General features: G+C 60.1%; 22 protein-coding genes. 21 read left to right on the top strand and 1 reads right to left on the bottom strand.

Translation table 11 applies throughout. From position 1 onward, the window contains the following. Position 1: 1 nt before the first annotated feature. The 5 genes from tgt to NJC40_RS00490 all read left to right on the top strand — a co-directional run bounded on the left by tgt (position 2) and on the right by NJC40_RS00490 (position 5012). On the top strand, positions 2-1117 hold the full coding sequence (gene tgt, locus NJC40_RS00510) for a tRNA guanosine(34) transglycosylase Tgt (RefSeq protein ID WP_162484342.1): 1116 nt from the start codon (positions 2-4) through the stop codon (positions 1115-1117). A gap of 52 nt (positions 1118-1169) precedes the next feature. Then, complete coding sequence (gene yajC, locus NJC40_RS00505; protein ID WP_045482610.1) at positions 1170-1511, top strand: preprotein translocase subunit YajC; 342 nt, start codon at positions 1170-1172, stop codon at positions 1509-1511. Between the two features lie 61 nt (positions 1512-1572). Next, on the top strand, positions 1573-3441 hold the full coding sequence (gene secD / locus NJC40_RS00500; protein ID WP_045482609.1) for a protein translocase subunit SecD: 1869 nt from the start codon (positions 1573-1575) through the stop codon (positions 3439-3441). Between the two features lie 9 nt (positions 3442-3450). Continuing rightward, positions 3451-4365 (top strand): protein translocase subunit SecF, encoded by a 915-nt coding sequence (secF, locus tag NJC40_RS00495; protein ID WP_045482606.1) that lies wholly within the window; start codon positions 3451-3453, stop codon positions 4363-4365. Positions 4366-4475: 110 nt separating this feature from the next. Continuing rightward, complete coding sequence (locus tag NJC40_RS00490; protein WP_045493718.1) at positions 4476-5012, top strand: glycine zipper 2TM domain-containing protein; 537 nt, start codon at positions 4476-4478, stop codon at positions 5010-5012. Positions 5013-5079: 67 nt separating this feature from the next. On the opposite strand, the gene suhB is transcribed toward NJC40_RS00490, so the two are convergent. After that, positions 5080-5895 carry a type III secretion system regulator SuhB gene (gene suhB, locus NJC40_RS00485; protein ID WP_045482604.1) on the bottom strand — a complete coding sequence of 272 codons (816 nt, stop codon included), beginning with the start codon at positions 5893-5895 and terminating at the stop codon, positions 5080-5082. Between the two features lie 214 nt (positions 5896-6109). Here suhB and trmJ point away from each other — a divergent pair, with 214 nt between their 5' ends. The 16 genes from trmJ to hisS all read left to right on the top strand — a co-directional run bounded on the left by trmJ (position 6110) and on the right by hisS (position 19304). Then, positions 6110-6877: a tRNA (cytosine(32)/uridine(32)-2'-O)-methyltransferase TrmJ gene (gene trmJ, locus NJC40_RS00480; protein WP_045482602.1), complete on the top strand. Its 768-nt coding sequence runs from the start codon at positions 6110-6112 to the stop codon at positions 6875-6877. Then, positions 6877-7653 (top strand): serine O-acetyltransferase, encoded by a 777-nt coding sequence (gene cysE / locus NJC40_RS00475; protein WP_253142433.1) that lies wholly within the window; start codon positions 6877-6879, stop codon positions 7651-7653. Before trmJ ends, cysE begins: the two co-directional genes overlap by 1 nt. 143 nt (positions 7654-7796) lie before the next feature. Next, the gene (gene iscR, locus NJC40_RS00470; RefSeq protein ID WP_045482596.1) at positions 7797-8294 is read left to right on the top strand and encodes a Fe-S cluster assembly transcriptional regulator IscR; all 498 of its coding nucleotides are present in this window, start codon (positions 7797-7799) and stop codon (positions 8292-8294) included. A 44-nt stretch (positions 8295-8338) separates the two neighbouring features. Beyond that, positions 8339-9553, top strand: coding sequence for an IscS subfamily cysteine desulfurase (locus tag NJC40_RS00465; RefSeq protein WP_045482593.1), 1215 nt, complete (start codon positions 8339-8341; stop codon positions 9551-9553). Positions 9554-9627: 74 nt separating this feature from the next. Further along, on the top strand, positions 9628-10014 hold the full coding sequence (gene iscU, locus NJC40_RS00460; RefSeq protein WP_040261926.1) for a Fe-S cluster assembly scaffold IscU: 387 nt from the start codon (positions 9628-9630) through the stop codon (positions 10012-10014). A gap of 54 nt (positions 10015-10068) precedes the next feature. Then, positions 10069-10392, top strand: coding sequence for an iron-sulfur cluster assembly protein IscA (gene iscA / locus NJC40_RS00455; RefSeq protein ID WP_045482587.1), 324 nt, complete (start codon positions 10069-10071; stop codon positions 10390-10392). Between the two features lie 11 nt (positions 10393-10403). Continuing rightward, entirely contained in the window at positions 10404-10925 is a 522-nt protein-coding gene (gene hscB, locus NJC40_RS00450; protein WP_045482584.1) for a co-chaperone HscB, read from the top strand. Between the two features lie 44 nt (positions 10926-10969). Then, positions 10970-12832: a Fe-S protein assembly chaperone HscA gene (gene hscA / locus NJC40_RS00445; protein WP_253142432.1), complete on the top strand. Its 1863-nt coding sequence runs from the start codon at positions 10970-10972 to the stop codon at positions 12830-12832. Between the two features lie 3 nt (positions 12833-12835). Then, positions 12836-13177, top strand: a complete 342-nt coding sequence (fdx, locus tag NJC40_RS00440) for an ISC system 2Fe-2S type ferredoxin (protein WP_045482578.1) — start codon at positions 12836-12838, stop codon at positions 13175-13177. A gap of 17 nt (positions 13178-13194) precedes the next feature. Next, positions 13195-13395, top strand: coding sequence for a Fe-S cluster assembly protein IscX (iscX, locus tag NJC40_RS00435; RefSeq protein ID WP_253142431.1), 201 nt, complete (start codon positions 13195-13197; stop codon positions 13393-13395). 94 nt (positions 13396-13489) lie between these two features. Next, entirely contained in the window at positions 13490-13915 is a 426-nt protein-coding gene (gene ndk / locus NJC40_RS00430; protein ID WP_045482572.1) for a nucleoside-diphosphate kinase, read from the top strand. A 32-nt stretch (positions 13916-13947) separates the two neighbouring features. Next, a complete protein-coding gene (rlmN, locus tag NJC40_RS00425; RefSeq protein WP_045482569.1) occupies positions 13948-15090 on the top strand; it encodes a dual-specificity RNA methyltransferase RlmN in 1143 nt (380 codons plus the stop codon). A 23-nt stretch (positions 15091-15113) separates the two neighbouring features. Further along, entirely contained in the window at positions 15114-15872 is a 759-nt protein-coding gene (gene pilW / locus NJC40_RS00420) for a type IV pilus biogenesis/stability protein PilW (RefSeq protein ID WP_253116934.1), read from the top strand. Beyond that, complete coding sequence (locus tag NJC40_RS00415) at positions 15872-16879, top strand: RodZ domain-containing protein (RefSeq protein WP_253116933.1); 1008 nt, start codon at positions 15872-15874, stop codon at positions 16877-16879. Before pilW ends, NJC40_RS00415 begins: the two co-directional genes overlap by 1 nt. A 3-nt stretch (positions 16880-16882) precedes the next feature. Beyond that, on the top strand, positions 16883-17992 hold the full coding sequence (gene ispG / locus NJC40_RS00410; RefSeq protein WP_045482560.1) for a flavodoxin-dependent (E)-4-hydroxy-3-methylbut-2-enyl-diphosphate synthase: 1110 nt from the start codon (positions 16883-16885) through the stop codon (positions 17990-17992). 22 nt (positions 17993-18014) lie between these two features. After that, positions 18015-19304, top strand: coding sequence for a histidine--tRNA ligase (gene hisS / locus NJC40_RS00405; protein WP_045482558.1), 1290 nt, complete (start codon positions 18015-18017; stop codon positions 19302-19304). Positions 19305-19368: the final 64 nt, after the last annotated feature.

Below are 19368 nucleotides of genomic sequence, written 5' to 3'. Positions count from 1 at the left end.
TATGTCTTTCGAGTTGCTGGCCACCGACGGCAAGGCCCGTCGCGGTCGGCTGACGTTCCCGCGTGGCGTGGTGGAAACCCCGGCGTTCATGCCGGTGGGCACTTACGGCACGGTCAAGGGCATGCTGCCACGGGATATCGAGGCCATTGGTGCGCAGATCATCCTCGGCAACACCTTCCATCTGTGGTTGCGCCCGGGCACCGAGGTGATCAAGGCCCACGGCGACCTGCACGATTTCATGCAGTGGAAAGGCCCGATCCTCACTGACTCGGGTGGTTTTCAGGTGTTCAGCCTGGGCGCCATGCGCAAGATCAAGGAGGAGGGCGTGACGTTTGCCTCGCCGGTGGACGGTGCCAAGGTGTTCATGGGCCCGGAAGAGTCGATGCAGGTGCAGCGTGACCTGGGCTCGGACATCGTGATGATCTTCGACGAGTGCACCCCGTATCCGGCGACCGAAGATGTGGCGCGCACGTCCATGGAGCTGTCGCTGCGCTGGGCCAAGCGTTCGAAGATCGCTCACGGCGACAGCGATGCGGCGTTGTTCGGAATCGTCCAGGGCGGCATGCACGAGAACCTGCGCAAGCGCTCGCTGGACGCGCTGGCCGAGATGGACTTCGACGGCCTGGCGATTGGCGGTCTGTCGGTGGGCGAACCCAAGCACGAAATGATCAAGGTGCTGGATTATCTCCCTGGCCAGATGCCAGCAGACAAACCCCGTTACTTGATGGGGGTAGGCAAACCCGAAGATCTGGTCGAAGGTGTGCGCCGCGGCGTCGACATGTTCGATTGCGTGATGCCGACCCGCAATGCCCGCAACGGTCATCTGTTCATCGACACCGGTGTCCTGAAGATCCGCAACGCGTTCCATCGCCATGATGATTCGCCGCTGGATCCGACCTGTGACTGCTACACCTGCCAGAACTTCTCCCGCGCCTATCTGCACCATCTGGACAAGTGCGGCGAAATGCTGGGTAGCATGCTCAATACGATCCACAACTTGCGGCATTACCAGCGGCTGATGGCTGGTTTGCGCGAGGCTATCCAACAGGGTAAATTGGCCGACTTCGTTGAAGTCTTCTATGCCAAGCGCGGCCTTGCGGTACCGCCTCTGGACTGAAACCAAAGAGTTTTTCCTGCTTTACATACTAATTATGCAAATGGAGCGCTAAATGAGCTTTTTCATCTCTCCCGCTTTTGCGGACGGTGCAGCACCGGCAGCTGCCGCAGGTCCTGCGGGTTCCGGTTTTGAGTGGATCTTTCTGGTCGGCTTCCTGGTCATCTTCTATCTGATGATCTGGCGCCCGCAGGCCAAGCGTGCCAAAGAGCAGAAAAACCTGCTGGGCAACCTGCAGAAGGGTGATGAAGTGGTCACCGCAGGCGGTATCGCCGGCAAAATCACCAAAGTGACTGACGACTTTGTGGTTATCGAGGTGTCTGACAACGTTGAGCTGAAAATTCAGAAAGGCTCGGTTGTCGCCACTCTGCCAAAGGGCACTCTGAAGGCGCTCTGAGTTTCATATCTACCAATCGACGGGGCGCGCAAGGCGCCCCGCGTTCTAAGCGGGCGGCGTGATGCTGAACAAATACCCTCTGTGGAAATACATTCTGATCGTTGCAGTACTGGCGATCGGTTTCATTTATTCCGCACCCAATCTCTACCCTGACGATCCGGCTATCCAGATCACCGGCACGAGCACGGCCTTGCAGGTCAGTCAGGCGGATGTCGATCGGGCCAGCAAGGCGCTGACCGATGCCGGCATTGCCGTCAAGGGTGCTTCACTGGCTGAGAATGGCAAGGGCGGTTTGCTGCGTCTGACCAAGCAGGAAGACCAGTTGCCGGCCAAGGATGTGATCCGCAAAGCGTTGGGCGACGATTACGTCGTGGCGCTGAACCTGGCCCGGACAACTCCGGCCTGGCTGAGCAACCTGGGTGCAAGCCCGATGAAACTGGGCCTGGACCTGTCTGGCGGCGTGCACTTTCTGCTCGAAGTCGACATGGACAAAGCCATCGACGCACGCCTGAAAGTCTACGAAGGCGAAGTCAAAACCCTGTTGCGCAAAGAGAAGGCGCGCTATCGCAGCCTGCCGCAGCAGAACAACGTCATCCAGCTGGGCTTCAGCGACGATGCCGAGCGTGAGCAGGCGCGTGCCCTGATCCGCAAGAATTTCACCGATTTCGAAGTGACCCCGTCCGAGCTTAACGGCATTGCCACGCTGCGCCTGGCACTGACCCCGACCAAGCTGGCGGAGATTCGCGAATATTCGATCAAGCAGAACCTGACCACGGTCCGTAACCGGGTCAACGAGCTGGGCGTGGCCGAGCCGCTGGTTCAGCGTCAGGGCGCCAACCGTATCGTGGTCGAGCTGCCAGGCGTGCAGGACACTGCAGAAGCCAAGCGTATTCTCGGCAAGACTGCCAACCTGGAATTCCGTCTGGGTGCAGGTCCCGATGACAGCAAAGCCACCACCGAGATGTTCGAGTTCCGCGAGGGTGGCCGTCCGGCCGCTGCGGTCGAGCGTGCGCTGATCATCACCGGTGACCAGGTGACCGATGCTCAGGCCAGCTACGACGAACACGGTCGCCCACAAGTGAACATCAACCTTGATGGTCACGGTGGCGAACTGATGAGCCGCGCCACGCGCAGTAACGTGGGTCGCAGCATGGCGGTGATCTTCATCGAGCAGCGTCCGGTGACCACCTACGCCAAACAGGTCGTGGACGGGGTAGAGAAAGAAGTCCAGCTGCAGACCTTCAAGGAAGACAAGAAAATCATCAGCCTGGCGACCATTCAGTCGCCGCTGGGCAGTCAGTTCCGGATCACCGGTCTCAATGGCCAGGGTGAGTCTTCCGAGCTGGCCCTGCTGCTGCGTGCCGGTGGTCTGGCTGCGCCGATGTACTTCGCTGAAGAGCGCACCATTGGCCCGAGCCTGGGTGCTGACAACATTACCAAGGGCATCGATGCTTCGCTGTGGGGCATGTTGTTGGTGTCGCTGTTCATTATCGCCATCTACCGCTTCTTCGGTGTGATTGCGACCGTGGCCCTGGCCTTCAACATGGTGGCGCTGCTGGCCCTGATGTCCTTGCTGGGTGCGACACTGACCCTGCCAGGTATCGCCGGTATCGTCCTGACCATGGGTATGGCGGTCGACGCCAACGTACTGATCTTCTCGCGGATTCGTGAAGAACTGGCCAACGGGATGACCGTGCAGCGGGCGATCAACGAAGGTTTCAACCGTGCCTACACGGCGATTATCGACGCCAACCTGACCAGCCTGCTGGTCGGCGGGATTCTCTATGCCATGGGTACCGGCCCGGTCAAAGGCTTCGCCGTCACCCTGTCGTTGGGGATCTTTACCTCCATGTTCACGGCCATCATGGTAACTCGCGCAATGATCAACCTGATCTATGGCGGGCGTGACTTCAAGAAGTTGTGGATTTAAGAGGCTGCCATGAAGTTATCAACCATCAACTTCATGGGCGTGCGCAACGTTGCGTTCGCCCTGACCATGCTCCTGACTGTGCTGGCGTTGTTCAGTTGGTCCTACAAAGGGCTTAACCTGGGCCTGGACTTCACCGGCGGTACGCTCATCGAGCTGACCTACGAGCAGCCTGCCGACCTGGGTAAGGTGCGCCAGGAGCTGACCAATGCCGGCTACCACGATGCAGTGGTGCAGAACTTCGGCGCGACCACCGACCTGCTGGTGCGCATGCCCAGTGACGACCCGCATCTGGGCACCAGCGTTGCCGACGCATTACGCAAAAATGACGCCGGTAACCCGGTGACGGTCAAGCGTGTCGAGTTCGTCGGTCCGCAGGTGGGTGAAGAATTGCGCGACCAGGGCGGCATTGCCATGCTCCTGGCGCTGGGCGGCATCCTGCTGTACCTGGCGTTCCGCTTCCAGTGGAAGTTCGGTGTCGGCGCGATTGTCTCGCTGGTTCACGACGTGGTCGTGACCATGGGTATCCTGTCGTTCTTCCAGATCACCTTTGACCTGACCGTGTTGGCGTCGGTGCTGGCGATCATCGGTTACTCGCTCAACGACACCATTGTGGTCTTTGACCGGGTGCGTGAGAACTTCCGGGTACTGCGCAAGGCGTCGCTGATCGAGAACATCAACATCTCCACCACCCAGACCCTGTTGCGTACCATCGCCACCTCGGTGTCGACCCTGCTAGCGATCATTGCGCTGTGGGCGTTTGGTGGCGACAACCTCGAAGGTTTCTCCATCGCATTGTTCGTGGGTGTTCTGGCGGGGACCTACTCGTCGATCTACATTGCCAACGTGGTGCTGATCTGGCTGAAACTCAGTGCTGAAGATCTGATTCCGCCGGTAACCACCGATAAGGTCGACGAACTGCCGTAAACGTCAGGCTTGTTCGAGAAAGGCGCGAGTGTTGAACTCGCGCCTTTTTTTATGCTCCAAGGCTGGGTAGATCGCAATAATTTTGCGCTTGAGAAGCTTTGGAGGTTCAAGTGAACAAGTCTCTGTTGGTGGGTGCCGTGTTGGGGGCCGTTGCTGTGACAGCCGGTGGCGCGTTTGCCACCTACAGTCTGGTCAAGGGGCCTGAGTACGCTGATGTGCTGGCGGTCGAGCCGGTCAAGCAGCAAGTCAAGACGCCGCGTGAGGTGTGCAAGGACGTGACCGTGACCCGCAAGGCGCCGGTCAAGGATGAGCATCAGATCGTCGGTACGGTGCTGGGTGCGGTGGCCGGTGGTTTGCTGGGCAACCAGGTCGGTGGCGGTAACGGCAAGAAAATCGCCACAGTGGCCGGTGCGGCCGGCGGCGGCTATGCCGGTAACAAGATTCAGGAAGGTATGCAGAATCGCGATACCTACACCACGACCCAGACTCGCTGCAACACAGTCAATGACATCAGCGAGAAGGTGGTTGGCTATGACGTGAAGTACCAGTTGGGCGACAAGACCGGCAAGGTGCGCATGAATGAAGAGCCAGGTAATCGTATTCCGGTCGACAAGAACGGCCAGTTGATTCTGGGCCAGGCCCAATAATCGGAATCACCTGATTCGGGCACAAAAAAAACCGGTCATCAAGACCGGTTTTTTTATGCGGCTGCGATCAGCGTTTGATCGAAGCTGGCAGGTGTGGCGCGATGGAGGTCAGTACGGCCTTGAAGCACTTGGCGTTACCGGCAACCACATGGCCTTTTTCGAGGAATTCATGGCCACCGGTGAAGTCACTGACCAGGCCGCCAGCTTCTTGAATCAGCAGGGCGCCCGCAGCGATATCCCACTCGGACAGGCCCGACTCCCAGAATGCGTCGAAGCGACCCGCAGCCACGTAGGCCAGGTCCAGGCTGGCGGCACCGGCGCGGCGGATGCCGGCGGTCTGGCCGATCAGGCTGCGGAACATGCCCAGGTAGTTTTCCAGGTTATCCAGCTGGTTCTCGCGGAACGGGAAGCCGGTGCCCAGCAGGGCGCCTTCCAGGCTGCGGCGCGAGCTGACACGCAGGCGGCGGCCATTGAGGGCGGCGCCGCGGCCACGGCTGGCGGTGAATTCTTCCTGGCGAACAGGGTCCAGGACCACGGCGTGTTCCAGACGGCCACGGTATTTGCAGGCGATGCTGACGGCGAAGTGCGGAATGCCGCGTACGAAGTTGGTGGTGCCGTCCAGCGGGTCGATGATCCACAGGTAGTCGGCGCCTTCACCTTTGCCTGGGTGCATGCCGCTTTCTTCGCCGAGGATGCCGTGGTCCGGGTAGGCCTTGCGCAGTGCGGCGATGATGCTCTGCTCGGCAGCGCGATCAACTTCGCTGACGTAGTCTTTGGCTTCTTTTTCGTCAACCTTGATGGTATCCAGGCGCTCGATGGAGCGGAAAATCAATTCGCTGGCGTTGCGTGCGGCGCGCAGCGCGATATTCAGCATGGGCTGCATGGATAGGTCACCTAGGGCTGTTAAAGAGAGCCGGCCATTTTAGGGGCTGCGACAAATTATTTCCAGCGTGGTTTTGTTGCAGCGCTCCCCGGCAGACGAGTTGCAGCCCGTGTTCGTCCGTCGTCTGCGCGGCGAAGTGTCGCAAGCTTAATAGCGCAGGAACGCCTGTTTCTGTAAGATTTGCGCCCCTTGATTTTGTCAGTGAGCGCTTGCGGTGTTGCAGAACATTCGTGTTGTCCTGGTCGGTACCACGCACCCCGGTAATATCGGCGGGGCGGCCCGTGCCATGAAAAACATGGGCCTGACGCGCCTGGTGCTGGTCGAGCCGCGAGTCTTTCCGTCGCCGGAAGCGGATGCCCGAGCTTCCGGCGCCGATGACATCCTGGCGTCTACCCAGGTGGTGGCCAGTCTCGAAGAGGCGCTGACCGGTTGCAGTCTGGTGCTCGGCACCAGTGCCCGGGACCGCAGCCTGCCGTGGCCGATGCTTGACCCGCGCGAGTCCGGCGTGAAAGTCGTCGAGCAGGCTGCGCAAGGTCTGGAGGTGGCGCTGGTATTCGGTCGCGAGCATGCCGGCCTGACCAATGACGAGCTGCAGCGCTGTCACTTTCATGTTCACATTCCTTCCAATCCTGATTTCAGTTCGCTGAACCTGGCCGCTGCGGTTCAGGTGCTCAGCTATGAAGTGCGTACTGCCTGGCTGGCCGGGCAAGTGCCGGTTAATGCGCAGGCGAGTAATCAGCCGGCGCGTGAAAGCGAGCTGGCAACCATGGATGAGATGGAAGGTTTTTACGCGCATCTTGAGCAGACCCTGGTGGCCATCGGTTTTCTTGATCCTGAGAAGCCGCGCCACCTGATGGCGCGCCTGCGCCGCCTGTATGGGCGCAGTGAGGTTGAGCGACCGGAACTGAGTATCCTGCGGGGCATCCTGACGGAGACTCAGAAAGCAGCACGTGGTGAACCCCATAAGCGGAAGGATCAGTGATGTTCGAGCGTTTGCGAGAAGATATTCAAAGCGTTTTCCACCGTGACCCGGCGGCGCGCAATGCCTTCGAGGTTCTGACCTGCTACCCCGGCATGCATGCCATCTGGCTGCATCGTGGGGCGCACAAGCTGTGGCGTGCTGACTGCAAGCTGCTGGCGCGCATGGTTTCCAACTTCAGTCGCTGGCTGACCGGCATCGAGATTCACCCGGGGGCGAAGATCGGTCGGCGTTTCTTCATCGATCATGGGATGGGCATCGTGATTGGCGAAACGGCCGAGATTGGCGATGACGTGACCCTGTATCAAGGGGTTACTCTGGGCGGCACCAGCTGGAATGCCGGCAAGCGTCATCCGACGCTGGAAAATGGTGTGGTGGTCGGTGCCGGTGCCAAGGTGCTGGGGCCGTTTACGGTCGGGGCAGGGGCCAAAATCGGTTCCAATGCGGTGGTCACCAAGGCGGTGCCGGCCGGCGCGACGGCGGTGGGTATTCCGGGGCGGGTCATCGCCAAGCCAGACGATGAGACAGAGGCCAAGCGCAAGGCCATGGCTGAAAAGCTCGGCTTCGATGCTTATGGTGTCAGCCAGGATATGCCGGACCCGGTGGCGCGAGCGATCGGTCAGTTGCTCGATCACTTGCAGGCGGTCGACGCGCGCCTTGAGGGCATGTGTGGTGCGCTGAACAAGCTGGGCAGCGACTACTGCGCCGGTGAATTGCCGGAGTTGCGCGATGAGGTGTTCGACTGCGTCAAGGACAATCCGGCCAAGGCCAGCGCTTGAAATGTGTCATTGCGGTGCCATGTTTGCTATCATCCCGCCCGCTATTTCGCTGTAAGTCCGACTATTTTGCTCGGTTTTATAGTTGACTCAAATACTCGGGAATAGCATACTTGCACCTATTCTGAACCACCGCGGTACATGCCATGCGTCTGACTACCAAAGGCCGATACGCTGTCACAGCCATGCTGGATCTGGCATTGCATGCGCAGCACGGGCCAGTGTCACTGGCTGATATTTCTGAGCGTCAAGGCATTTCTCTGTCTTATCTCGAGCAGCTGTTCGCCAAACTGCGTCGCGGCAACCTGGTTTCCAGTGTGCGCGGGCCGGGTGGCGGCTACCAGCTCTCACGCGACATGCAGGGTATCCAGGTCGCTCAGGTGGTCGACGCGGTCAACGAATCGGTCGATGCCACCCGTTGCCAGGGGCTGGGTGACTGCCACGCCGGCGACACCTGTCTGACTCACCATTTGTGGTGCGACCTCAGTCAGCAGATCCACGAGTTTTTAAGCGGTATCAGCCTGGCGGATCTTGTCACTCGCCGTGAGGTACAAGAAGTCGCTCAGCGCCAGGATCAGCGTCGCTGCTCGAACACGAGCAACGTGTCGCAACTGGGTAAGATTGAAACGTCCGCCGTTGAATGAACGCAGATGAATGAGCGGTGCGCCTGCCTGATAGGAGATATGCAATGAAGTTGCCGATTTACCTCGATTATTCCGCGACGACCCCGGTCGATCCGCGTGTCGCCCAGAAAATGATGGATTGCCTGACGCTGGACGGCAACTTCGGTAACCCGGCTTCGCGCTCCCACGTGTTCGGCTGGAAAGCCGAAGAAGCGGTCGAGAACGCCCGCCGTCAGGTCGCCGATCTGGTTGGTGCCGACCCGCGTGAAATCGTCTGGACTTCCGGTGCCACCGAGTCCGACAACCTGGCACTCAAAGGTGTTGCGCACTTCTATCACACCAAAGGCAAGCACATCATCACCTCCAAGATCGAGCATAAGGCGATCCTGGACACCGCTCGCCAGCTGGAGCGCGAAGGCTTCGAAGTCACTTACCTGGAACCGGGCGAAGACGGCATCGTCACCCCGGCCATGATCGAAGCCGCACTGCGTGAAGACACCATTCTGGTTTCGATCATGCACGTCAACAACGAAGTCGGCACCATCACCGACATCGCCGCCATTGGTGAGCTGACCCGCTCGCGCGGCGTACTGTTCCACGTTGACGCCGCCCAGTCGCCAGGCAAGGTCGAGATCGACCTGTCGAAGCTGAAGGTCGACCTGATGTCGTTTTCGGCTCACAAGGCCTACGGTCCAAAAGGTATTGGCGCGCTGTACGTCAGCCGCAAGCCGCGTGTGCGCCTCGAGGCGGCCATGCACGGTGGCGGTCACGAGCGCGGCATGCGTTCGGGCACCCTGCCAACCCACCAGATCGTCGGCATGGGTGAAGCCTTCCGCATCGCCAAAGAAGAGATGGCCGCCGAGAACGTGCGCATCAAGGCTTTGAGCGATCGCTTCTACAAACAGGTCGAAGACCTCGAAGAGCTGTACGTCAATGGCAGCCTGACCGCCCGTATCCCGCACAACCTGAACCTGAGCTTCAACTACGTTGAAGGCGAGTCGCTGATCATGGCGCTCAAGGATCTGGCGGTGTCGTCCGGTTCGGCCTGTACTTCGGCCTCGCTGGAGCCTTCCTACGTGTTGCGTGCCCTGGGCCGTAACGATGAGCTGGCGCACAGTTCGATCCGTTTCACCTTCGGCCGCTTCAGTACCGAAGAAGAAGTCGATTACGCGGCACAAAAAGTTCGTGAAGCGGTCACCAAGCTGCGTGCGCTTTCGCCGCTGTGGGACATGTACAAAGACGGTGTCGACATCTCCAAGATCGAGTGGGCGGCGCACTAATTTAAAGTCGCCCCCGGACAGGCCGCCATGCTGCGGCCTGTAGAGCGACTCCCTGATGTGAGAGGAACAGAATCATGGCTTACAGCGAAAAGGTCATCGACCACTACGAAAACCCACGCAACGTCGGCAAGATGGACGCTGAAGACCCGGACGTAGGCACCGGCATGGTCGGCGCTCCGGCGTGCGGCGACGTGATGCGTCTGCAGATCAAGGTCAACGAGCAAGGCGTGATCGAAGACGCCAAATTCAAGACCTACGGTTGCGGATCTGCCATCGCTTCCAGCTCCCTGGCCACCGAGTGGATGAAGGGCAAGACGCTGGACGAAGCTGAAACCATCAAGAACACCCAGCTGGCCGAAGAGCTGGCCTTGCCACCGGTCAAGATCCACTGCTCGGTTCTGGCCGAAGACGCGATCAAGGCTGCAGTGCGTGACTACAAGCAGAAGAAAGGTCTGCTGTAAGTCGTCGCGGTCTATCGCTGGCGAAAACCAACCGGGACAATCCAAGGAGCTCCGATGTCTATCAGCATGACAGAAGCCGCGGCCAAACACGTGCGTCGCTCCCTCGACGGGCGTGGCAAGGGTGAGGGCATTCGCCTGGGTGTGCGTACCACGGGCTGTTCGGGTCTGGCCTATGTGCTGGAATTCGTCGATGCGACCGAGCCGGACGACACTGTGTTCGAATCCCATGGCGTGAAGGTCATCATCGACCCGAAGAGCCTGGTCTATCTCGACGGTACCGAGCTGGACTTCGTCCGCGAAGGGTTGAACGAAGGCTTCAAGTTCACCAACCCCAATTCGCGCGGTGAGTGCGGCTGTGGCGAAAGCTTCAACGTCTAAGGCGGGTGATCGTGGGTACTCCTTGTCATTTCGCGCTGTTTGATCTCAAACCGGATTTCGTCATCGATTCCGAGCAACTGGCGGGCCGCTACCGTGAGCTGGCGCGCAGTGTGCACCCGGACCGTTTTGCTGATGCTTCCGAGCAGGAGCAGCGCCAGGCGCTGGAGCGTTCGGCCAACCTCAACGAGGCTTACCAGACCCTCAAGAGTTCGCCGCGCCGGGCACGCTACCTGCTGACTCTGCAAGGCAACGAAGTGCCGCTGGAAGTCACGGTGCATGACCCGGATTTCCTGCTGCAGCAAATGGCGTTGCGTGAAGAGCTCGAAGACCTGCAGGACGATGCCGATGTGGCAGGCGTCGCGGTCTTCAAAAAGCGCCTCAAGACTGCCCAGGATGCCCTCAACGACAGCTTCGCCGCTTGTTGGAATGATGCTGCACAACGCGAGCAGGCTGAACGCCTGATGCGCCGTATGCAGTTTCTCGACAAGCTCTCCCAAGAAGTGCGCCAGCTCGAAGAGCGCCTCGACGATTAACCCCGTGCGGCCTTGGTCGCACGCCTGTGATTATTCTTAAAAGCATGGCCTTACTGCAGATCGCCGAACCTGGCCAGAGTCCACAACCGCATCAGCGCCGTCTGGCTGTCGGTATTGACCTGGGCACTACCAATTCGCTGGTCGCTGCACTGCGCAGCGGTCTTTCCGAGCCACTGCCCGATGAAAACGGCCAGGTCATCCTGCCGTCCGCGGTGCGTTATCACGCTGACCGTGTTGAAGTCGGGCAGGCTGCCAAGGCAGCGGCGCCACAGGACCCGCTCAACACCGTGCTGTCGGTCAAGCGCCTGATGGGCCGCGGCCTGGCTGACGTCAAGCAGCTGGGTGAGCAACTGCCGTACCGCTTTGTCGGTGGTGAGTCGCATATGCCGTTCATCGACACCGTGCAGGGCGCCAAGAGCCCGGTGCAGGTCTCGGCTGACATCCTTAAAGTTCTGCGCCTGCGCGCTGAGGCGACGCTGGGTGGCGAGTTGGTGGGGGCGGTGATCACCGTGCCGGCCTACTTCGACGATGCCCAGCGCCAGGCTACCAAAGATGCTGCGCGGCTGGCCGGTCTGAACGTACTGCGTCTGCTCAACGAGCCGACCGCTGCTGCCGTTGCCTATGGTCTGGATCAGAACGCCGAAGGCGTAGTAGCTATCTACGACCTGGGTGGCGGTACTTTCGATATTTCCATCCTGCGCCTGACCGGCGGTGTCTTTGAAGTGCTGGCCACTGGCGGTGATACTGCGCTGGGCGGCGACGATTTCGACCACGCCATCGCGCAGTGGATCATCAGCGGTGCAGGGCTGTCGTCCGACCTGGCCCCGGCCGACCAGCGCAGCTTGCTGCAAGTCGCCTGCGCTGCCAAAGAAGCACTCACCGACGCTGATGTTGTGCCGGTGGTCTATGGTGACTGGCGCGCTGAGCTGACCCGCGATGCGTTCAACGCCCTGATCGAGCCGATGATTGCCCGCAGCCTCAAGGCGTGCCGGCGCGCCCTGCGCGACTCGGATCTTGAAGTCGGCGAGGTGAGTGCCGTGGTGATGGTCGGTGGCTCGACCCGCGTGCCGCGTGTTCGCGAAGCGGTCGGCGAGTTGTTTGCTCGTCAGCCGTTGACCGATATCGACCCGGATCAGGTGGTGGCCATCGGGGCTGCGATCCAGGCTGATACGCTGGCTGGCAACAAGCGAGACGGTGGCGAGCTGCTGTTGCTCGATGTGATCCCGTTGTCGCTGGGGCTTGAGACCATGGGTGGGTTGATGGAGAAGGTCATTGCCCGTAACACCACCATCCCGGTGGCGCGTGGCCAGGAATTCACCACCTACAAAGACGGCCAGACCGCCATGATGATTCATGTGCTGCAGGGCGAGCGTGAGCTGATCAGTGATTGCCGTTCGCTGGCGCGCTTTGAACTGCGGGGCATTCCGCCGATGGTCGCTGGTGCGGCAAAGATCCGCGTGACGTTTCAGGTGGACGCCGACGGTCTGCTCGATGTCTCCGCCCGTGAGCTGGGGTCGGGGGTTGAGGCCAGTATCCAGGTCAAGCCGTCTTACGGCCTCACCGATGGCGAAATCGCCCGGATGCTCAAGGACTCCTTCCAGAACGCCGGCCAGGACAAAGAGGCCCGCGTACTGCGCGAGCAGCAGGTCGATGCCGAGCGCCTGCTCGAAGCGGTTGAGGGTGCGCTTGAAGTCGACGGTGAGCGCTTGCTCGACGAAGAAGAGCGGCTGGTGATCCGGCTGCAGATGGACGAATTACGTGAATTGATGCAAGGCACCGATGGGCTGGCCATCGAGCAGCAGACCAAGCGTCTGTCGCAGGTGACCGATGCATTTGCTGCCCGCCGCCTGGATTCGACGGTCAAAGCCGCACTGGCGGGGCGCAACCTGAATGATATTGAGGAATAACTGATGCCGAAGGTGACTTTTCTGCCCCATGCGGAGCATTGTCCGGAGGGGATGGTCGTCGAGGCCGCGCCTGGTACGACGATTCTGGATCTGGCCCACGAGCATCACATCGAGATCGAGAGCGCCTGCGGTGGTGTGTGTGCCTGCACCACCTGCCATTGCGTGATTCGCAAAGGTTTCAATTCGACCGGCGAGCTTGATGAGCTTGAAGAAGACATGCTCGACAAGGCCTGGGGCCTGGAAGCGCAGTCGCGCCTGGCCTGTCAGGCCACTGTCGGCGATGAAGACATCACGGTCGAGATTCCCAAATACTCGCTCAACCACGCCGCCGAAGCGCCGCACTGATTCCTGGGGGGATATTCATGAGTCTCAAGTGGGTTGATGTGCAGGAAATCGCGATCCAGTTGGCCGAGAGCAAGCCGGACGTCGATCCGCGTTACGTTAACTTCGTCGATCTGCGCAACTGGGTGACCCAGTTGCCCGAGTTCGAAGACGAGCGTGATCGTGGCGGCGAGAAGGTCCTTGAGGCCATCCAGGCGTTGTGGATCGAAGAGGCTGACTGATCCTGCAACGGATCTTGTTAGGCAATACTCCATAACCCGCGTATAATTCGCGGGTTTAATTTTTCGCTTTAATTTCTGTTTCTGGAGTTTCACCATGGCTGTTCAACGTACTTTCTCTATCATCAAGCCAGACGCCGTTGCCAAGAACGTGATCGGCAAGATCACCACTCGCTTCGAAGACGCCGGTCTGCGCATCGTTGCCTCGAAAATCAAGCAACTGTCCAAAGCCGAAGCCGAAGGCTTCTACGCTGAGCACAGCGAGCGCGGTTTCTTCGGTGACCTGGTTGCCTTCATGACTTCCGGTCCTGTTGTTGTTCAGGTTCTGGAAGGTGAAAACGCTATCGCTCGCAACCGTGAGCTGATGGGCGCTACCAACCCTAAAGAAGCTGCTGCCGGCACTATCCGTGCTGACTTCGCCGAGTCCATCGACGCCAACGCCGTTCACGGTTCGGACTCCGAAGCTGCTGCTGCTCGCGAAATCGCTTACTTCTTCGCAGCTACCGAGGTAACCGCTCGCTAAGCCTTCGGGTTTACAGAGCGCAGGGTGAATCCATGATCGCGACCACTGGTAAAACCAACTTGCTGGGTCTGACCCAACAGGAAATGGAAAAATTCTTCGAGTCAATCGGGGAGAAACGCTTCCGTGCCGGGCAGGTCATGAAGTGGATTCACCACTTTGGCGTCGATGATTTCGACGCCATGACGAACGTCAGCAAGGCCTTGCGTGAAAAACTCAAGAGCTGTGCCGAGATTCGTGGTCCTGAAGTCGTCAGCGAGGACATCTCCAGCGACGGCACCCGTAAATGGGTGGTGCGCGTGGCGTCCGGCAGCTGCGTCGAGACGGTCTTCATTCCCCAGGGCAAACGCGGTACTTTGTGCGTTTCGTCCCAGGCAGGCTGTGCCCTGGATTGCAGTTTCTGCTCCACCGGCAAGCAAGGCTTCAATAGCAACCTCACCGCCGCCGAAGTGATCGGCCAGGTGTGGATTGCCAACAAATCCTTTGGCAGCGTCCCCGCCACCATCGACCGTGCCATCACCAACGTGGTGATGATGGGCATGGGTGAGCCGCTGCTGAATTTCGACAATGTCATTGCTGCCATGCGTCTGATGATGGATGACCTGGGCTATGGCATTTCCAAGCGCCGGGTGACGCTGTCCACTTCCGGCGTGGTGCCGATGATCGACGAGCTGGCCAAGCACATCGATGTGTCCCTGGCCCTGTCGCTGCACGCGCCCAATGATGCGCTGCGCAACAAGCTGGTACCGATCAACAAGAAGTATCCGTTGAGCGTGCTGCTCGACTCGTGCCGTCGCTACATGTCCGCACTGGGCGAGAAGCGCGTACTGACCGTCGAGTACACCTTGCTCAAGGACGTCAACGACCAGCCCGAGCATGCGGCTGAGATGATCGAGCTGCTGCGCGACACACCGTGCAAGATCAACCTGATCCCGTTCAACCCGTTCCCGCACTCCGGTTACGAGCGCCCGAGCAACAACGCGATTCGCCGTTTCCAGGACATGCTGCATCAGGCCGGCTACAACGTCACCGTACGCACCACTCGTGGTGAAGACATCGATGCGGCCTGCGGCCAGCTGGTGGGCCAGGTCATGGACCGGACCCGGCGCAGCGAGCGTCATATCGCCGTTCGTGAGCTGGCTGCCGAAGCCCGGCAGGGGCAATCCGCCGCTTCTTGAACCTGACTGCGAAGAGAGACTCCATGTCTGTGCGTGCCTCGTTGCTGTTATGTATCGCCATCCTGCTGGCCGGTTGTGTTTCATCGGGTGATGTCAACCCGTTGTCGACCAGCAAAGGGCGTGACGAGGCGCTCCAGGCTTATGTCCATCTTGGCATTGGTTATCTCCAGGAAGGGCAGACCGAGCGGGCCAAGGTGCCCTTGAAAAAGGCCCTGGAGCTCAACGCCAGGGATCCTGACGCCAACGCGGCACTCGCTCTGGTCTTCCAGGCCGAGATGGAGTACACCCTGGCCGATCAGTATTACCTCAAGGCGATTTCCGCCAGCGGTAACAACTCGCGAATCGTCAATAACTACGGCAGTTTCCTTTATGAGCAGCGCCGCTTTGACGAAGCGTACGCGCGTTTTGAGCAGGCCGCTGCTGATAACCTGTATCCTGAGCGCTCGCGGGTATTTGAAAGTCTGGGTATGACTGCGCTGCAACTGGGCAAGCGCGAACTGGCGCGTGAGCATTTCACCCGTGCCTTGCGGCTGGACCGTCGCCAGCCACGTGCCTTGCTGGAAATGGCTGAGTTGAACTACGAGCAAGGGCACTATGTGCCGTCGCGTGATTTCTACGAGCAGTTCAGCCAGCTCAGCGAGCAGAATGCCCGTAGCCTGTTATTGGGGCTGCGCCTGGCGAAGATCTATGAAGACCGTAACAAGGCAGCCAGTTATGGGCTGCAGTTGAAAAGACTCTATCCCGGCACGCCGGAATATCAGCAATACCTGTCGGAGCAATGATGAAAGCGGCGCATCCCGAAGTTGTAGCAGCCAGTCACCAGAATCCTGGGGAAACCCTGCGCCAGGCTCGTGAGCATCGGAACTGGTCTTTGCCTGATGTGGCGCTGAGGCTCAATCTCACCGTCGGCTCGCTGAATCACGTTGAGAACGGCGCTTTCGACAAGCTTCCAGGACATACCTTCGCTCGTGGTTATGTGCGTGCCTACGCCAAGCTGCTGGAACTGGACCAGGCTGCGCTGGTGGCGCAGTTTGATCAATATACCGGCACCAACGGCAAGGGCAGTGACGTACACGCGCTGGGCCGCATTGAAGAACCTGTGCGCCTGTCCCACAACATTCTGCGCATCGTCAGCCTGTTGTTGCTGGTGGTGCTGGTAGGTGGCGGTTTTCTCTGGTGGCAGGACCAGGCTGCGATGCGTGGCAAGGACCTGGCCGGTCTGGTGCTTGAACACGTTGAGGTCGAGAGCGCGGACGGCACCACCCAGATTCACCCGATCGACGAGCCACGGCCGCAAGCGGCGCCAGAGTCTGCCGCACCCGCCAATAGTGCGCCCTTGCCACTGATCAGCGAGGCTCCGGCTACTGACAGCGCGCCAGCCCAGAACAGCGCCGCAGCACCTGCAACGGTTCCTGCCGCTCCTGTGGCGCCCGCCAGCACCGCTGTCGCGCCAGCGCCAGCCGCTACTGCGCCAGCGCCTGCCACACAGCCTGCTCCTGTGGCGTCGGCACCGGCCAGCACCGAGACCATCGCGCCGATCCTGCCGGGTTCTGGTCAGGTCAGCGTCAAGTTCACCGCTGATTGCTGGACCCAGGTCACCGACGGCAACGGCAAGGTGCTTGCCAGCGGCCTCAAGCGCAAGGGCGAAAATCTTGAAGTCAGCGGCAAACCGCCGCTTTCATTGCGTCTGGGCTATGCCCGTGGCGCTGAAGTCAGCTACAACGGACAGCCTGTAGATGTGGCTCCATTTACCAGTGGCGAGACCGCTCGCCTGAAACTAGGGCAATAAGTCATGCACGGCCAATCCCCCATCAAGCGTCGCGAATCCAGAAAGATCTGGGTTGGTTCGGTTCCTGTCGGTGGCGACGCACCGATCGCCGTACAGAGCATGACCAACAGTGATACCAACGATGTAGCGGCCACTGTCGCGCAGATCAACCGTCTGGAAGCCGCCGGCGTGGACATCGTGCGGGTGTCGGTGCCAGACATGGACGCTGCCGAGGCGTTCGGGCGTATCAAGCAACTGGTTAAAGTACCGCTGGTTGCCGATATTCACTTCGACTACCGGATTGCCCTGCGGGTGGCCGAGCTGGGTGTCGACTGTCTGCGTATCAACCCCGGCAACATCGGTCGTGAAGACCGGGTCAAGGCGGTGGTCGATGCGGCCCGTGACCGGGGTATCCCGATCCGGATTGGCGTCAACGCCGGTTCCCTGGAAAAAGACCTGCAGAAAAAATACGGCGAGCCGACCCCGGCAGCGTTGGTCGAGTCGGCGCTGCGTCATGTCGAACACCTTGATCGTCTGGATTTCCAGGACTTCAAGGTCAGTGTCAAGGCATCGGACGTGTTCATGGCGGTTGAAGCCTATCGGCAGTTGGCCAGGCAGATCGTCCAGCCGCTGCACCTGGGTATCACCGAGGCCGGTGGCCTGCGTTCGGGCACAGTGAAATCTGCCGTAGGGCTGGGTATGCTGCTGGCCGAAGGAATTGGCGATACTATCCGCATCTCGCTGGCTGCCGATCCGGTAGAAGAGGTCAAGGTCGGCTACGACATCCTCAAGTCGCTGCACTTGCGTTCGCGTGGCATCAACTTCATCGCCTGCCCGAGCTGCTCGCGGCAGAACTTCGATGTGGTCAAGACCATGAACGAACTCGAAGGCCGCCTCGAAGACCTGCTGGTGCCGCTGGACGTGGCGGTCATCGGCTGTGTGGTCAACGGTCCGGGTGAGGCCAAGGAAGCACATATCGGCCTGACCGGTGGCAGCCCGAACCTGATCTACATCGACGGCAAGCCTGCCCAGAAGCTGGGCAACGACAACCTTGTGACCGAACTCGAGCGCCTGATTCGCGAGAAAGCGGCCGAAAAAGCAGAAGCCGACGCCGCTGTCATCGCGCGTGGTTAATCAAGATTGCTAAGGATTTTTTGTGAGTAAGTCTCTGCAAGCCATTCGTGGCATGAACGACATCCTGCCCGAGCAGACCCCGCTGTGGCGCTATTTCGAAGGCACCGTTTCGGGCCTGCTGGACAACTACGGCTATCGCCAGATCCGCATGCCGATCGTCGAGTTCACCGAGCTGTTCAAGCGCTCGATCGGTGAAGTTACCGATATCGTCGAGAAAGAGATGTACACCTTCGCCGATCGTAACGGCGACTCCCTGACCTTGCGCCCCGAAGGCACGGCGGCCTGTGTGCGTGCCGTGCTGGAGCACGGTATCACCGGTGGTGGCCAGGTCCAGAAACTGTGGTACATCGGCCCGATGTTCCGCCACGAGCGGCCACAGAAAGGCCGTTATCGCCAGTTTCATCAAATTGGCGTCGAAGTGTTCAACCTCGATGGCCCGGACGTCGATGCCGAGCTGATCGTGCTCACCTGGCGGCTGTGGGGCCAGTTGGGTATTCGTGATGCAGTCAAACTGGAACTCAACAGCCTGGGCACCAGCGAAGCCCGTGCCCGCTACCGAGATGCGCTGGTCGAGTTCCTCTCGGCGCGTCATGAGCAACTGGACGAAGACAGCCAGCGCCGCCTGACCACCAACCCGCTGCGTATTCTGGATACCAAGAACCCTGACACCCAGGCGTTGCTGGTCGATGCGCCGAAGCTGGCCGACTACCTCGACGAGGAGTCGCGGATTCACTTTGACGGCCTCAAGGCGCGTCTGGACGCCGCTGGCATTCCGTATGTCATCAATCCGAAGCTGGTGCGCGGCCTGGATTACTACAGCAAGACCGTATTCGAGTGGGTCACCGACAAGCTTGGTGCCCAGGGCACCGTATGCGCCGGTGGACGCTATGACGGCCTGGTCGAGCAGATGGGCGGCAAGCCGACTGCCGGTGTCGGGTTCGCCATGGGCATCGAGCGCCTGGTATTGCTGCTGGAAACCCTTGAGCAGATCCCGGAAGATCTCGCCCGTCAGGTCGATGTCTACCTGTGCGCCTTTGGCGAGGCCGCCGAGCTGGCAGCCTTGACCCTGACCGAGCAGGTTCGTGATCGTCTGCCGGGTCTGCGCCTGCAGGTCAATGCTGGCGCCGGCAGCTTCAAGAGCCAGTTCAAGAAGGCTGACAAGAGCGGTGCGCTGTTCGCTCTGATTCTCGGGGAAGAAGAACTGGCCAACCGGCAGATCGGCGTCAAGCCGCTGCGCGGCCAGGGTGAGCAACAGAATATTGCCTGGGATGCTCTCGCCGAGTACCTGGCGGCCAGCCTGGCACAGGCGTGAAACGGATAAACAGCAGATTAGGCTTATAGGAGTATTGGGGTGTCGCGTACCGAAGATGAAGATC

This window comes from Pseudomonas sp. 21LCFQ02 (assembly GCF_024129895.2).
Classification (GTDB): domain Bacteria; phylum Pseudomonadota; class Gammaproteobacteria; order Pseudomonadales; family Pseudomonadaceae; genus Aquipseudomonas.
This window is presented reverse-complemented; position numbering and strand designations above follow the sequence as displayed.